General features: G+C 46.1%; 17 protein-coding genes. All 17 read right to left on the bottom strand.

The window, feature by feature from the left end; all coding sequences use genetic code 11:
- Nucleotide 1: 1 nt before the first annotated feature.
- Entirely contained in the window at nucleotides 2–727 is a 726-nt protein-coding gene (gene pyrH, locus O9139_RS06465; protein ID WP_270878639.1) for a UMP kinase, read from the bottom strand.
- 98 nt (nucleotides 728–825) lie between these two features.
- A complete protein-coding gene (tsf, locus tag O9139_RS06460; protein ID WP_270878638.1) occupies nucleotides 826–1476 on the bottom strand; it encodes a translation elongation factor Ts in 651 nt (216 codons plus the stop codon).
- A 113-nt stretch (nucleotides 1477–1589) separates the two neighbouring features.
- The gene (rpsB, locus tag O9139_RS06455; protein ID WP_270878637.1) at nucleotides 1590–2288 is read right to left on the bottom strand and encodes a 30S ribosomal protein S2; all 699 of its coding nucleotides are present in this window, start codon (nucleotides 2286–2288) and stop codon (nucleotides 1590–1592) included.
- 274 nt (nucleotides 2289–2562) lie between these two features.
- A complete protein-coding gene (locus O9139_RS06450) occupies nucleotides 2563–3078 on the bottom strand; it encodes a hypothetical protein (protein ID WP_270878636.1) in 516 nt (171 codons plus the stop codon).
- Nucleotides 3071–3688 (bottom strand): hypothetical protein, encoded by a 618-nt coding sequence (locus tag O9139_RS06445; protein WP_270878635.1) that lies wholly within the window; start codon nucleotides 3686–3688, stop codon nucleotides 3071–3073. The genes O9139_RS06450 and O9139_RS06445 overlap by 8 nt, the downstream gene beginning before the upstream one ends.
- Before the next feature lie 39 nt (nucleotides 3689–3727).
- Nucleotides 3728–4072: a hypothetical protein gene (locus tag O9139_RS06440; protein ID WP_270878634.1), complete on the bottom strand. Its 345-nt coding sequence runs from the start codon at nucleotides 4070–4072 to the stop codon at nucleotides 3728–3730.
- Between the two features lie 20 nt (nucleotides 4073–4092).
- On the bottom strand, nucleotides 4093–5502 hold the full coding sequence (locus tag O9139_RS06435) for a DUF342 domain-containing protein (protein ID WP_270878633.1): 1410 nt from the start codon (nucleotides 5500–5502) through the stop codon (nucleotides 4093–4095).
- A gap of 29 nt (nucleotides 5503–5531) precedes the next feature.
- The gene (locus O9139_RS06430; RefSeq protein ID WP_270878632.1) at nucleotides 5532–6320 is read right to left on the bottom strand and encodes a FliA/WhiG family RNA polymerase sigma factor; all 789 of its coding nucleotides are present in this window, start codon (nucleotides 6318–6320) and stop codon (nucleotides 5532–5534) included.
- 19 nt (nucleotides 6321–6339) lie between these two features.
- The gene (locus O9139_RS06425) at nucleotides 6340–6768 is read right to left on the bottom strand and encodes a hypothetical protein (RefSeq protein WP_270878631.1); all 429 of its coding nucleotides are present in this window, start codon (nucleotides 6766–6768) and stop codon (nucleotides 6340–6342) included.
- A gap of 3 nt (nucleotides 6769–6771) precedes the next feature.
- Nucleotides 6772–7266, bottom strand: a complete 495-nt coding sequence (locus O9139_RS06420) for a chemotaxis protein CheD (RefSeq protein ID WP_270878630.1) — start codon at nucleotides 7264–7266, stop codon at nucleotides 6772–6774.
- Complete coding sequence (locus tag O9139_RS06415) at nucleotides 7263–7850, bottom strand: chemotaxis protein CheC (protein ID WP_377524308.1); 588 nt, start codon at nucleotides 7848–7850, stop codon at nucleotides 7263–7265. The genes O9139_RS06420 and O9139_RS06415 overlap by 4 nt, the downstream gene beginning before the upstream one ends.
- Nucleotides 7851–7883: 33 nt before the next feature.
- Nucleotides 7884–8345, bottom strand: a complete 462-nt coding sequence (locus O9139_RS06410) for a chemotaxis protein CheW (protein WP_270878628.1) — start codon at nucleotides 8343–8345, stop codon at nucleotides 7884–7886.
- 29 nt (nucleotides 8346–8374) lie between these two features.
- Nucleotides 8375–10453 (bottom strand): chemotaxis protein CheA, encoded by a 2079-nt coding sequence (locus tag O9139_RS06405; protein ID WP_270878627.1) that lies wholly within the window; start codon nucleotides 10451–10453, stop codon nucleotides 8375–8377.
- A gap of 53 nt (nucleotides 10454–10506) precedes the next feature.
- On the bottom strand, nucleotides 10507–11613 hold the full coding sequence (locus O9139_RS06400; RefSeq protein ID WP_270878626.1) for a protein-glutamate methylesterase/protein-glutamine glutaminase: 1107 nt from the start codon (nucleotides 11611–11613) through the stop codon (nucleotides 10507–10509).
- Nucleotides 11614–11655: 42 nt separating this feature from the next.
- The gene (locus O9139_RS06395) at nucleotides 11656–12528 is read right to left on the bottom strand and encodes a MinD/ParA family protein (protein ID WP_270878625.1); all 873 of its coding nucleotides are present in this window, start codon (nucleotides 12526–12528) and stop codon (nucleotides 11656–11658) included.
- On the bottom strand, nucleotides 12521–13873 hold the full coding sequence (gene flhF, locus O9139_RS06390) for a flagellar biosynthesis protein FlhF (RefSeq protein WP_270878624.1): 1353 nt from the start codon (nucleotides 13871–13873) through the stop codon (nucleotides 12521–12523). The genes O9139_RS06395 and flhF overlap by 8 nt, the downstream gene beginning before the upstream one ends.
- A complete protein-coding gene (gene flhA / locus O9139_RS06385) occupies nucleotides 13870–15903 on the bottom strand; it encodes a flagellar biosynthesis protein FlhA (RefSeq protein WP_270878623.1) in 2034 nt (677 codons plus the stop codon). Before flhA ends, flhF begins: the two co-directional genes overlap by 4 nt.
- Nucleotides 15904–15916: the final 13 nt, after the last annotated feature.

The following is a 15916-nucleotide window of genomic DNA, read 5'->3' as shown; positions in this document are numbered from 1 at the left end:
TTTAGACACTCCCTTTAACTGTAGTCCCAATTTTCTCGCCAAGGACAACGCGTTTGATATTCCCTTTCTCGGTAATCGAGAACACCACCAATGGGATGTTATTATCCATGCACAGCGAAGACGCTGTGGAGTCCATAACACCGAGGTTGTTGCTGATGACTTCCAAGTAAGTCAAAGATTCATACTTTTTGGCCGTTGGATCTTTGAACGGATCAGCCGAATAAACGCCGTCAACTTTGTTCTTGGCCATGAGAATGACTTCCGCTTCGATCTCAGCAGCTCTCAGGGCTGCCGTTGTATCGGTCGAGAAGTAAGGGTTCCCTGTGCCAGCAGCAAAGATGACCACTCTGCCCTTCTCCAAGTGACGCATTGCGCGTCTACGGATATAAGGCTCAGCAACCTGCTGCATGTTAATCGAAGTTTGCACGCGAGTCGGCACATCCATCGTTTCCAGCGCATCTTGCAGCGCCAAGGAGTTCATCACAGTAGCCAGCATGCCCATGTAGTCAGCTGTCGCCCGATCCATGCCTTTCTCACTGCCTGCGATTCCTCTCCAGATGTTGCCGCCGCCTACGACGATTGCTACTTCTACGTTCAAATCGATGACATCTTTTACCTGTTGCGCAATAGAGGTAATAACTTCAGAATCAATACCATAACCTTGCTGCCCGGCCAACGCCTCGCCGCTCAATTTCAGTACGATTCTTTTATAAAAAGGTTGCACCAACTTGAATACCCTCCGTTTCAATACATAAACAGGTCTTGCATATGAGCTTAATGCTAAAAAAGAAGGAACACCAAGTGTTCCATCTTTGTAACTGCTTATTAGAGTTTAACTTGGGACATAACTTCTTCCGCAAAGTTCTCTTGCTTTTTCTCAAGACCTTCGCCAAGTGCGAAACGCACGAAACGACGGATGGAGATATTCTCACCGATCGTTGCGATTTTCTCGTTCAGCAATTGCTCGATCGTTTTGTCCGGATCTTTAACGAACGCTTGTTCCATCAAGCAATACTCTTCGTAGTATTTGCCGATGCGACCTTCAACCATTTTATCAACGATTTTTTCAGGCTTGCCTTCGTTCAAAGCTTGGTTGCGAAGAATTTCTTTTTCTTTGTCCAAAGCTTCAGTCGGAACTTCTTCACGACGCACATAAGTTGGGCTTGCAGCCGCGATGTGCATTGCGATGTCTCTGCAGAATGCTTTGAATTGGTCTGTTTTACCTACGAAGTCAGTTTCGCAGTTGATTTCAACAAGAACGCCAACTTTACCGCCTGCGTGGATGTAGGACTCTACAGCGCCTTCTGTTGCGATACGGCCTGCTTTGTTAGCTGCTGCGGATAGACCTTTCTCACGAAGGATCTCGCCAGCTTTTGTCAAATCGCCGTTTGCTTCTTCAAGCGCTTTTTTGCAATCCAACATGCCTGCGCCTGTTTTTTCACGTAATTCTTTTACTTGAGCTGCTGTTACTGCCATGGAAAAGAACCTCCCAAAAGTGTTTGTGTTATGTAGGTAATGACTACTTTTTAAAAAAAGGGTGATGACAGGCTGTTACACCTTCCAACCACCCTTTTGTTCATTCATATAAATTAAGCTGTTGTTTGCTCGCCTTGGTGTGCTTCGATAACAGCGTCTGCAATTTTTGCAGTCAGCAATTTCACTGCGCGGATTGCATCATCGTTACCAGGGATCACGTAGTCGATTTCGTCTGGATCACAGTTAGTATCTACGATACCTACGATTGGGATACCCAATTTGCGAGCTTCTGCAACAGCAATACGCTCTTTACGAGGATCGATAACGAACAATGCGCTTGGCAGGCCTTTCATGTTCTTGATGCCGCCCAGGAATTTCTCAAGACGATCTTTCTCTTTACGGAGAATGATAACTTCTTTCTTAGGAAGAACTTCGAATGTACCGTCTTCTTCCCATCTTTCAAGTTCTTTCAAACGGTCGATACGTTTTTGGATCGTTTGGAAGTTTGTCAATGTACCACCCAACCAACGTTGGTTGATGAAGTACATGCCGCAACGCTCAGCTTCTTCAGCTACGGAGTCTTGAGCTTGCTTCTTAGTACCTACGAAAAGAATTGTGCCATTCTCTTCAGCAACGGATTTAACAAAGTTGTAAGCTTCTTCAACTTTTTTAACCGTTTTTTGCAGGTCGATGATGTAAATTCCGTTTCTTTCAGTGAAAATGTACTTGTCCATTTTCGGGTTCCAACGACGAGTTTGGTGACCGAAATGTACGCCAGCTTCTAAAAGCTGTTTCATGGAGATAACTGCCATCTCCAATCCCTCCCTTAAAATGGTTTTTGTGGTATCCTCCGTCGGTCGCATCTTCGCATAAAACTTACCAAAGTAAGCACCAATATGCAAATTGACTGACGTGCGTTTTTAACACCGTGAATAAATATACCATAACTCATTTAGCGATGCAACCTTTTGTCGAGTACGTTAATCTGCCCTATTGTAGGCGCATCTGCAGCGTGTCGGTATGCGGATTTACACCTTTTTGAAAATGAAAAACAGACCTCACAAAAGATCGTTTTGTAGGTCTGTCTTATTGATGCGTCATCAAATTGGCGATCACCTGTGGAATCTCCAACTTGCCCTCAAAGATGTGCGGGCCCGCTTGAATCTTATAAACGCCACCTTGCTTTTGCATTTCAGATTCAAACGCTTTGCGGTCGGAAATGACGCCGGACTTCTCCAGCAAATCCGTTACCGCGGTTGCATCCAGACTAGGCTGCACATAGATCACATTGCGTACCGTCACGGTCGGCGCTGCAGGCTGCGGCTGACCCGCTGGTTGCGCGGCAGCTAATTTGTCTGTTTCTTCTTTGACTTTTTGCGCGACATTCGCATCGAGCTCAGCCTGCGTATAGACCTTCGTATCTTTTTCGAAGACCTGATAATATTTCGAGGCCTGCTCCTTGAGCTTCAAGGGATCCATTTCGTCCGGCTTGATACCGCTTTGATCCGTTGCACTCGGACGCGCAAGCATAACCTGCAACAGGATAGCGCCAACGATGATACCAAAACCAAGCCCGAACACAAACAATCGGTTTTTAAACACGGGAATGCTCCTCCTGCTTGGAAAGTTGAAGAATTAGCGTGACTTCTCCCTTGTTCATTCCCAGCTTCTTCGCAATCGCCTCAACGCCTTTGCCTTGCTCATGCAGGCTGAATAATTCGGCATAACGGCTCTTCATGCTTAAACCGGTATAGAGAGGTTCTGGATCTGGAACCGGTACTTCTGGTTCGATGGCAGGAAGCGGACTCGTTAGCTGAGCTTGAACAAGAGGTGGAGCCGTAGGAGCCGCGTTCACCTCCACGAGCGAAGCCTCGCCTGTGACTTGGGCGGTGCCGACCGCCTTCGAATGAAGCTGTTGGTTCACATGAACTTTGGTCAGCTCATGCGAAAGCTCTTGCTTCTGTTTCTCGAGAGATTCCAGTCGGCCCGCCAATTTGGCGAGCTCAACTTCGTAATCCTGCTTGGTCCGGGAAAACAAGTCCAGAAGCGCTTGATTTTGTTCATCCATTTCAGCGGCGAAATGTTCAATCGTTTCCTCGATTTCTTGAACAACGTTCGTTTTATCCAGGCCTGCCGGCTCCTTCTTAGGGATAAAGCGAGCGTAAACAATGAAGACGAGCCCTAAAAGGACGACATACATCCAAGGCTTCATGTCCAAGTCAAACACCTTTTTCTATATAAAATAAAATGCTTAGAGCGATAAGTCGATATGATGCCCTTTGTATGGATGGACAGATTGAGCGACATTGGAAACGTGATGCGATTGTACAGCTAGTTCAGACTCCACGTGACTTGCCCCGGATTGATGTCCATGATGACTCTGGCTATGCTCTTTCTCTCTTTGATCCTTGATGTTGGACTTGGCGCTCTCTTCGATCCGACTGCTTCGGCTTCGCTCAAGTTCTGTCATCTGCAGGGACTGATTCTCCAATAAAGCCTCGTCCTGGCGCGGCTTCTGCATTAACTGATTTTGACGGATGCCTGCTTCATCGTTTTTATGTACGGCAAACTGCAAATCAATGGCTTTCATATCCATTTAGCAGCGCCTCCTTCATATTAAACGTTAGCCGTCATCGAGATATCACTATCCACTAAGCGGAATGTCACTCGATTCGAAGCATCTTTAATAAATTTCGTATAACGGCCGATGACAATTTTAGCTCCACCGTAAATTGTTGATATGACTTCGACTTTGGCATTCTCGGAATCCTCTAGTGATTTCTCGATTTCCAAAATCCGGTCCTTAATCATATTCTGTTCCTCAAGAGCCTGTTTCTTCGTATGATTAAGCTTAATACGCATCGCAACTTTATCAGGCCCTAGCTGACCTGCGGCGGCTAATTGATCGAGCAATGTCAAAGCTTTTTCGGTTTTGTCTAGATTCTCCATCTGGACTTTCAGTTGGCCGCGAAGCTGAATCAGCTCGTTGCGAAGCTCCGGCAGTACCCCTACTTCTATCACCGTTGCGGTGGACATCGAGTTACCGATCGTTCTTGCTTTCACACGCTCTCCCGCTTGAATGATTCCACCGACGATAAGCCCTTTCGAACCTACACAGTTGACGGCTTTACCCGCACGAATCGTGGAATGCATAATGCTTTGCGAAACTGTAAGCTCATTATCGGCTTCAACAACAGCATCTTGAATGAAGGAACTTTTCAAGTTATGCCCTGCTTTCACAACAGCCTTATTCTGACCGACGATGCCGGCATTGATTTCAATGGAGCCATCAGCTTCAAGCTCAGCCGCTTCAACGCCGCCTGTGACGCGAATATCGCCGGATGCACGAATTTTGAAGCCTGGGAGCACATTGCCGCGAATCACGACAGTCCCGATAAAATCAATATTCCCGATATTATAATCCACATCCCCATTCACTTCATAAATCGGGAACACGTTAATTTTATCCCGGTCTGTCTTTACGACCATGCCATCCATGACGGAATAAAGCCCCATTTGATTCGCGTCCGTGATCACATTTTTGCCAAGTTTAAAGCGGGCTTCTTTCCCGGCTTTCGCAAAGATCACTTCACCTGTCACCGCTTTGCCCGGAGCACCTTCCGTAGCCCGAAACCTTTGGGCGATCAGTTGTCCTTTTTTCACATTGTGCAGCGAGATGACTTCTTTATAATTTACCCTGCCGTCTTCAAGCTCCAGCGGTTTTTTATCTTCGTTCTCGAGATCGTACATATATTGGATGTAACCGTCTTGACCTTGCTGCGGCACAGTGCCTTTGGCAATTTCTAATTTTTGTCCAACATAGCTTTTTGGTGATGCGGCGACTTGAGCAATCATGGGGAGGTTTAAGCCATGGATGATCTGATGCGCCTTTAATTGTTCTTCGAGTTGACCTATGGATAAAATGATGTCTTCTTGTAACTCGTTGATCAGTAGAAACGCTGACAATTTATCGTCCGAGATGGAAATCGTGATGTAATGTTCTAAAGGCATGTTCCTCTCAAGCATGGACATACCACCCTTTCATGTCCTTCAAATTAGGTATCTTGAAAAAGCTGTGTTTTAAAGCGCCCCAGGGCTCCCTTAAGACGAAGAATAGCCTTGGAATGCAATTGAGAAATCCGGGAAGGCGATAAGCTCATCACTTCGGCGATTTCACCTAAAGATAGTTCTTCAAAATAAAATAAGGACACTACCGTTCTTTCTTTCTCCGTTAGCTTGTCAATGGCTTTGGCTAATGTTTCTTTTAGATAAAATTCATTGACTTTAAAATCGGGATTTTTGGCCTTTTCGTCAATGATCAACGAAAGTCGTGTTTCGGATTCTTCTTCCCGAATCGGATCATCAAAGGAACATATCGTCGTAATGGAAATATCCTGCAGCATTTGTACAAATTCCTGCTCGCTGATCTGTAAGTATGCGCTCATTTCGGCATCTGTAACGGACCGCAAATATTGCTGCTCCAGCTTTTGATACGCATCTTCAACCTTTTTCGCCTTATCCCTAATGGAACGGGGAACCCAGTCCCCTTGGCGGAGGCCGTCAATTATCGCGCCGCGAATCCGCCATGAAGCGTAAGTCTCGAATTGCAAACCCCGTTCATAGTCGAACTTCTCTACGGCATCAATGAGTCCCATAACGCCATAGCTAGACAAATCTTCCTTGGAGACGCTTTTGGGCAAGCCAATGGCAAGACGTCCAGAAACATAATCGACCAAAGGTAAGTAGCTTTCGATAAGTGACTGTTTCGCAGGGACCCAACCCTGCTCCTTCCACTGCTTCCAAAGCTCGATATTCGCCAGTTGTAGTTGTTTTTGTTCGATCATGTCTTACGTTTCACCATCCTTAGTCTTCTGACAAACGTCTTAAGGCACCAGCCAGTTGTTCTGGATCCAAATTATTCTTGCTGACGAGCTTAGGTGGGTTCAGTGGTGAAAACTGTGTGTCATTGGCTGGAGATGAAGGAACTGCATTCATGTTGGCTTTGAGCAATTCCCTTGTCTCCGCATCTTCATCCGGCGTTGTCAGATCCAGCGTCTGTCCAACCGCAGGTTGTGCAGGTTCTTCATTCACATGTTTAGGATTGGCGTTATCCAGATGAATCATAAATCCGACAACCCAGCGAAATACAAATGACAACACAAAAAGAATGATAAAGCTATATAAGCTTCTCAAGCAGGTCGTCAGCAGCAAATTGTTGCTGATCGAGAGAGCAAAAGTCAGGACTGCCGCCAGAGCAGCTACGATAAAATTGATTCGAATCGTTCCAAACATACGTTAAATTTCCTTTACTCCTTGTTGGACACTGCGTATGACTAGAACACCGGATTCACAATTAAATTCAATTGTTCGTCCGTAGTTCGCCCCCGTATCCTCAGCTTTGATTGGAATACCGTACTTATTCAACATTTCTTTACAAGATTCTACATTTCTCGGTCCAATTCTCATCGTATCATTATTTCCTGCAAAAGCAAACATTTGGGCGCCTCCGGCTAGCTTGGCTTCCATCCGGCTTACTTGAGCACCAAGTTTCTGCATACGGGCAATTAATTCAGGTATCGCAGTGTCCGCATATTTGGCTAAGTTTATAGTGCCTTCGCGAGCAATATCTGAAGAGGGCAGCATGACATGCGCCATTCCTGCAACCTTCGTGCGGCTATCAAACAGGGTAACGCCAACACATGATCCTAAACCGGTTGTTTTGAGCACGCCTGTGTTGTGGGCTACATTTAAATCAGCCATGCCAACTTTAATCAAATTGTCTAAGCTCATGGAGCTCCTACTCCTAGTGCTGAAAAGATCTTCTCGAATGACTCTGGATCAGGAATAAGGAAAAAGTGCCCCTGTACTTCATTTTCCCCCTCCAAAAATTTCGTATCAATAAGTAAAGCCTGGTCGCCCATTTGCCCGAATTGCAGCAAGCCATAGCTTAGAATCGCGCCGGCCATATCAATCGCAAGCGAAGGAACTGTCGGCTGCATATTCAGTTGTGTAAAATCTGCCAACGAGGAAAGATACGACCCCGCCAAAATATTTCCAATTTCATTCAATGCGGATAGCTCCAACTCGGAATACGTCTCATCATCCTGCACGTTGAGGCCGATTAAATCCCGAAGCATATTTTTGGCAGATTCCAGATGAATAATGAAAAACATATTACCTGGCGCATCCCCTTCAACTCGCAGAAAAATGGCAAGAACGACCGTCTCCGCTCCACCCACGCTTTCGCAAATTTCTTCAAAAGGTAGCATGCGCACTTTCGGAACTAACATATCGATGGGCTTGTCCAGCAGGGTGGAAAGCGCAGTCGCTGCATGCCCTGCGCCGATATTCCCCACTTCTTTAAGTACATCCATCTGAAAATCTGCAAACTCAACAAAAGGGTTCACTTATTGTTCAGCTCTTTCCAATTGCTGAATTTCTTGACGGTCAAGAACTTGCTCCAGATTGAGCAGCACTAACAGTCTGGAATCGCCGACACGGGCAATGCCGTCCAAATATTTGGCACGAATGCCGCCAACCACTTCTGGCGGATTATCGATGTGATCGGAGTCGATATCAATGACATCATTAGCCGTGTCTACGATCAAGCCGACTTCAAATTCACCGGCGGATACGATGATAATCCGTGTTGCATCTGTATATTCCTTGAGTTCCAGGCCAAATCTTGCGCGCAGATCGATAATCGGAATGACAACACCGCGGAGATTGATTACACCTTTGATAAACTCAGGCGCTTTAGGAACACGCGTCATTGGCTGCATTCTTTCAATCGTTCTTACTTTCTCAACCTCTACCCCGTACTCTTCAGACCCTAGTGCGAATACGATGACCTTTTTTTCTTCTCCCACGCTAAACCCTCCCTAAATATATAGCTAGCCTATTTGATAAGTGCATTCGTATCAATAATTAAAGCTACTTGTCCGTCGCCTAAAATCGTAGCCCCGGAAATGGCGAACAATCCAGTCATATAATTACCCAAAGATTTCAATACGATCTCTTGCTGGCCAATGAATTCATCAACCATAAGCGCAACTTGTTTGTCACCTTTGCGAACAACAACGATCTCTGTCTCTTCTTCCAGATCTTCATTGAAATCAGGAACTTCGAACAGCGAGCTGAGAGAAACGAGCGGAATGACCGAGTTGCGGTAGTCCACCATTTTGTTTCCATGGATATTGCGGATTTGTGATTTTTGAATCGCAGATGTCTCGACGATCGAAGACAACGGAATCGCATATTTCTCACTGCCAAGGCGAACCAGCATCGCGGAAATGATCGACAGCGTCAACGGCAGTTGAACCGAGAACTTGCTTCCGAGTCCTGGCTTGGAATCAACCTGAACATGACCGCCGAGCATTTGGATTTTCGTTTTTACCACATCAAGACCTACGCCACGGCCGGAAATATCAGAAATTTTATCAGCCGTACTGAATCCTGATTCGAACAGCAAGTTATAGACTTCCAAGTCACTGAGCTTAGCCGCTTGTTCCTGTGTTACGAGACCATTTTTCAATGCAGTTTTCAGCACTTTCTCGCGGTAAATACCACGTCCATCCTCTTCGATCTCAATGAAAACGTGGTTCCCACTGTGGAAGGCGCGGAGATGGATCGTTCCATGCTCGCTTTTGCCTGCAGCCAAGCGCTCGCTGATGGACTCAACCCCGTGATCCACTGCATTACGGAGCAAATGGACAAGCGGGTCGCCAATTTCGTCGATGACCGTACGATCAAGCTCGGTTTCCGCTCCTGTAATAATCAAATCGACTTTCTTATCCAGCGATTTGGCCAAATCTCGGATCATCCGCGGGAAACGGTTGAATACGGAATCTACCGGCACCATGCGCAGCTTCAACACAATGTTCTGCAAGTCACTGCTCACTCTGGACATGTGTTCGACAGTTTCCGTCAAATCGTTGCGCTTGACTTCGCTGGCCAACTGCTCCAACCGCACACGGTCGATGAGCAGCTCGCTGAACAAGTTCATCAACGCGTCCAGACGTTCAATATCTACACGAATCGTGCGATTGGCGATCGGCACGCCGCCGCCTGCTGCTGCAGCAGGTTTAGCCGCAGCCTTCGCTGCCGGCAGAGGTGCAGGCGCGGCAGCCAGTCCATCAGCCATATTCGCTGCTGTTGCCACGGCCGCTGCAATTTCTTGTCTGCCTGCTTCCACTTCCGCTTTCGGACGCGACATTTCGGTTAGCGATTCTTTATCAACCGTGATGATGACCGTAGATTCGATTTCCGATACGCTCAAGATCTCTTTTTCCAAAGTTGCTTGATCTACCCTGGAAATATAGTATAAGGAGAACGTACGGTCGAATTTCTCTTGTTCGATTTCTTGTACGGAAGGCGTAGCTTTCACAATTTCGCCGTTTCGTTCCAACACATCGAAGACCATGTAAGCTCGTGCAGCTTTCAAGACACAATTCTCTTGAACACTCACTTCGACGTAGAAGACTAGAAAGCCGGCATCGATAGATTGCTCCAAAATAGAGTACTGAAACTCGTCCAGGTCAATTCCTTTCACTGGATCTTCCACTTTGGCAGCTGCGGCGGCTTGCGGTTTGTTATAATCTCCGGTTACGATGGACCGCAATGCTGCTACGATTTGCGTCACATCCGCTTTGCCTGTGCCACCTTGAATAATATCTTCTACCATGGATTCTAGTGAATCCAGACTTTTAAAAATACAATCAAAGATAAAAGGATTCATTTCCAACTTGTGGTTTCTGACTAAATCCAGCACATTCTCCATTTCGTGCGTCAAAGAAGCAAGATCCTCAAATCCCATCGTTGCGGACATCCCTTTTAACGTATGGGCAGAACGAAAAATATTGTGAACAATGCTAATATCTTGCGGATTACTTTCCAAGTTAAGCAGGTTTTCGTTCATGGCCTGCAGATGTTCTCTCGACTCGTCGATGAACATCGATAAATATTGACTGAGTTCCAAAACCATACACCCCCATAAAGGATCAATATGTAACTTGCATTGCTTCGGTCGATTTAAGTCAGTACGGCTTGTGCAATCTTGGAAGCTATATCTTGCTGCGGCAGCACATGCATGGCAGCTTTAAGTTCGACAGCCGCTCTAGGCATTCCATACACAACACATGTCTCTTCAGACTCAGCAATTGTCGTAATGGCCCCTACTTGCTTCAAAGCCAGCATGCCTTTGGCACCATCACTCCCCATTCCTGTCATTAGGACTATGTGGCGTTTAAGCTCGTCCATTGCCAGCAACGACTCAAACATGACATCCACAGAAGGTCGATGTCCGGATCGGGGCTCTTCTTTCGTTAAACGTATCTTGTAAATTTTAGAAGAGTCTTTGTATGCTGTCATATGCCAACCGCCAGGAGCAATATAAGCAGTTGCAATATGAAGGATATCCCCATCTTGCGCTTCAACGACTTTTATATGTGAAATATCATTCAAGCGCTGTGCCAGTGATTTCGTGAAATTCGGCGGCATGTGTTGAACGATAAGAATTGGCGCTGGAAAGTCAGCCGGGATGTTAGAGATCACTTGATGGAGTGCGCGTGGACCTCCCGTAGAAGTCCCTATCGCAACCAAATGATCAAAATGCGTCACACTCGCGCCTACTCTTGCCGATAGTTTCACCTCAGGCAGCTTAGCCGCTTCCGGAATGCTCCTCTGTGCAGGCGGCTGAATGATTCTTGGAGGCGAAGATGGATGAAGCGAACGCATCTTACTTTTCACAGCAATTTGCAGCTTTTCGTGAAGCATTTGCTTCACTTTATATAAATCCAAAGAGATGGAGCCAGAAGGCTTACCGATAAAATCAACAGCCCCCAATTCGAGCGCTTTGATCGTTTCCGCCGCTCCCTCTTGCGTGAGGGAGCTTAGCATAATGACCGGAGTCGGTTGTTCCGTCATGATTTGTTGCAGTGCTTCTAGACCGTTCATCACCGGCATTTCGATGTCCATCGTCACAGCGTTCGGCTTTAAAAGTTTGACCTGTTCTACAGCCTCTTTACCGTTTTTGGCGGTGCCAATGACATTAAATTGCGGATTTTCAGTGATCAGATCACTAATAATTTTGCGCATAAAGACGGAGTCATCTACGACGAGTATCTGGTAAGGTGCCATGCTGATCCCCCCTTATGATCAATTACTTATGACTCGTTGAATTTATTTTGTCAGCTTCAACATTTTGTTTAAAAAACCTTTAATGCCGGAGCGCCCCGCTGCATCAGAAGGTTTGATCCCTTTCACATAATTCTCAGCAATAAGCCGAACACTCTTGGCCGCTATCGAATTCGGAAAAGCAATGGTGAAAGGAATTTGCTTGCGAACTGCTTTGGAGACGGCTTGGTCATCTTCTAAATACCCGATGGATGGAATATCCAAATCCAGAAATTGTTTGGCCACCAGGCTGATTTTATCGGCCGTTTGTTTACCTTCTTTGGCATCTGTCACCCGGTTTATGACCAGTTTAAAGTTGACAGGATGTCCCATGCTGCTGATCATTTTGATGATGGCATAGGCATCCGTAATCGATGTCGGTTCTGGCGTCGTAACGACGATCGTTTCTTCTGCAGCAAGAATGAAATTCAGCGTTTCTTTGGATAAGCCTGCACCTGTATCAAAGATGATATAGTCGGCATAACCATGAAGCTGCGTCACTTGCTCTACAAAATAATTCATCTCATCATCCGATAATTGGACCAGATCAGTAAAGCCTGATCCGCCGGCAATAAACTCAATGCCATTGCTACCTTTTTGGATGATCTCCCAGATCGACTTTTCTTTTTTCAAGAGATGGTATAAATTATGTTGCGAAGAAATGCCCATCAGCACATCGATATTGGCTAAACCGATGTCAGCATCGAAGACGATTACTTTGTAGCCTAGAGCTTGTAGGGAAAGTGCAAAGTTCAGTGTGAAATTAGACTTCCCTACACCTCCCTTCCCGCTAGTCACGGTGATAATCCTGGTCGTCCTCGTACTTTTCTCATTTTGGTGTTGTACCAGGTTCCGTAACCCTTGGGCTTGGTCATTCATGACTGCGGTCCTCCATTATAAGATCAATGATTTCATGCTCGTTCAATTCAGTAATGTCATCCGGTACGTTTTGACCGTTGGTTACATAGGAAAGCTGAAGCGAGAAGTCATGAACCAAGTTGATAATAGCTCCGAAGGAGTCCGTTTCATCCATTTTCGTAAATAACACTTTGTCGAGCTTAAATTTATTGAAATTGTGCGTGATTGCTTTCATATCTCGATATTTCGTCGTTAAACTTAACACCAGTATCGTTTCGCTTTCACCTTGAGACTTCAGTAGCGCATTCAGTTCGGAAACGTACATTTCGTTTCTGAAATTCCTTCCAGCCGTATCCATAAATATAACATCGCAATGTGCCAAATTATGAAAGGCTTTTGTTAAATCTTGCGGCGAAAAGACAACTTCTATAGGTACATTTAAAATGGTTGCGTAAGTTTTCAGCTGCTCAATCGCAGAAATACGATACGTATCGGAAGTAATGAAACCGACTTTACGTTGATATTTAAGTACCTGCTCTGCGGCTAACTTGGCTATCGTCGTCGTTTTACCCACGCCTGTCGGACCGACAAAGTGAACAACCCGCGTCGAAGTGGCAATTCGCTTGCTATGATTCGAATGAATGATGACATTCAGCTTGTTGCGAATGGCGCGTTGTGCAGAATCGTCCGTGATTTCGGTTTGCAACTCCTCGTGCTCCGCGATAACTTCCTCGATCAGTTGCTGTACTAGATTAGGGTCCACTTCTTGATCCAACAGTAGTTGTTCCAGCTTCTTCAACGGCTCCGGCAACTCCAAAGCTGCGTTCGACAATGTCAATTTGCGCATCATTTCTTTCATCTGCTTCATTTCTTCCATAAGCATGTCTTCTTTAACATTTGCCCTTGCTGGTGCAGTAGTAACCATAGGCGTTACAGGATTAACGGATGCATTGGGTGTTGAGGTATAGACTTGGGGGGAATACAAGGAAGCAGCTCCATGAGCTGGAGGCATCCTATTCGACTCTTTATAGGGCGCTGCTCCCACCGCAGCCAGAACATCCGGAACTTCCGGAAAATCGGATTGATACGCTTGCTCTCGCTGCGGTTGAACCGGTTGAACCGGTCGAACCGGTGCTTGCACTTTGGCCGCAGCCGCCTGCAACGATTTGGCGGAATCGGTGCTAGCTGCACCGGAGCCGGCATCGATAGCGGCAATAACTTCAATTTTTTTCTTGCCGAACATGCCTAGAAATCCGCCTGTGCGGATTTCTTTGGTATTGATAATGATCGCATCCTTGCCCAGATCGACGCGTATTTTTTGAAGAGCATCAGGCATGGAATCAACAACATACCGTTTTACCCTCATAGATTGACAACTCCCATGCTCTGAATTTCAACGCTTGGCTCCAGTTCACTGTATGATAATACCGGAATGTCTTGTAAAGTTCGCTCAAGCAGCTGCCGCAAGTACATCCGGATCGTTGGTGAAGTCAAGATGACCGGTTGTTGTCCGGATTGAATCAAACGTGACACCTGTTCGCTGACGCGGTGAAAAATAATTTGCGAAGAGGAAGGATCCAAAGCCAAATAACTGCCTTGATCGGATTGCTGAACTGAATCTGCAATTTTCTTTTCGACCGATGGTCCAACTGTAATCACTTTCAACGAATCCCCTGGTGAAGTGTACTGTTGCGTGATTTGGCGCGATAACGCCTGTCGCACGTACTCTGTTAATATTTCCGGATCTTTCGTATAGGAACCATAATCCGCTAACGTTTCTAAAATGGTAACCAGGTCTCGTACTGAAATTTTTTCCCTTAGCAGCTTCCCTAACACTTTTTGCACATCGCCTACGGATAGCACGGAAGGAATCAAATCGTCCACAAGGGCCGGATACGTTTCGCGCACATTGTCGATGAGCGCTTTGGTTTCTTGTCGGCCAAGCAGCTCGTGCGTATGCTTCTTGATCATTTCCGTTAAATGCGTAGCAACAACGGACGGCGGATCTACAACCGTATATCCGGAAAGCTCTGCCCGCTCTTTTGTTGCTTCATCAATCCAAATCGCTGGTAATCCAAATGCCGGCTCTGTTGTTTCAATACCTGTGATCGAATCGTCATCAAAACCAGGGCTCATGGCTAAATAGTGGTTAAGCAGTAGTTCACCGCGTGCTACGGTATTACCTTTAATTTTGATGATATATTCATTTGGTCGAAGTTGGATATTATCGCGGATTCGAATGACCGGCACCACGACGCCCAACTCAAGCGCACATTGTCTACGAATCAAAATAATACGATCCAGCAAGTCCCCGCCTTGCTGTGTGTCCGCAAGTGGGATAAGTCCATAACCGAACTCGAATTCGATCGGATCGACTTGCAGCAGGCTGATGACACTTTCGGGACTGCGGACTTCTTCGATTTGCTGTTCCTCGACCAGCTGCTCCTGCTGGATCGCCTTCTGGTCCAGATTCTTTTGCATTTTGTTAGCGGCAAAAGCTAAGAGAAAAGCTACCGGAAACGTCGTATACCAGTGAATCGGTGTGAAAATCCCCAGTATGACCAGCGTTCCCGCAACAATATAAAGCAGCTTCGGCTGCGCGGTAATCTGTGACGTAATGTCATGTCCCAAATTGCCTTCTGAAGAAGCACGAGTCACAATAATACCTGCCGCAGTAGAAATCAGCAGCGCAGGAATTTGGCTGACGAGACCGTCACCGATGGTCAAAATCGAAAAGGTTTCCAGCGCCTCATTAAAGGACATGCCCTTCTGCGTCATCCCGATAATGAATCCGCCTAAGAGGTTGATGACGAGGATGATAATACCCGCGATCGCATCCCCTTTAACGAATTTACTGGCACCATCCATCGCACCGTAAAAATCCGCTTCACGCTCAATCTTTTGTCTTCGCTCACGCGCTTGAGCCTCATTAATCAGGCCTGCGTTCAAGTCTGCATCAATACTCATCTGCTTACCAGGCATCGCATCGAGTGTAAATCTTGCTGCAACCTCGGCAACACGCTCAGAACCTTTGGTTATCACGATGAATTGAACAAGGACAAGTATGAGGAATACGACAAATCCTACGACAATGTTGCCCCCGGCAACAAAAGAACCAAAAGTTCTGACCACGTTACCTGCTTCTGCGTGCGATAAAATGTTCCGTGTCGTCGAGACGTTAAGCGCCAGACGGAACAAGGTTGTTATTAATAGCAAGGAAGGAAAAATGGAAAATTGCAGGGCTTCTTTCGTATTCATGCCCACCAGAATAATCATTAACGCAACAGAGATATTAATGATTAGCAGAAAATCTAATAAAGGGATAGGAACCGGTACAACCATCATTAATACGATACCGATAATGCCCACCAGAACTGCTACATCTCTAAACTTCATCTGATTGTACCTC

The organism is Paenibacillus aestuarii (assembly GCF_027789125.1).
Taxonomy (GTDB): domain Bacteria; phylum Bacillota; class Bacilli; order Paenibacillales; family NBRC-103111; genus Paenibacillus_E; species Paenibacillus_E aestuarii.
This window is presented reverse-complemented; position numbering and strand designations above follow the sequence as displayed.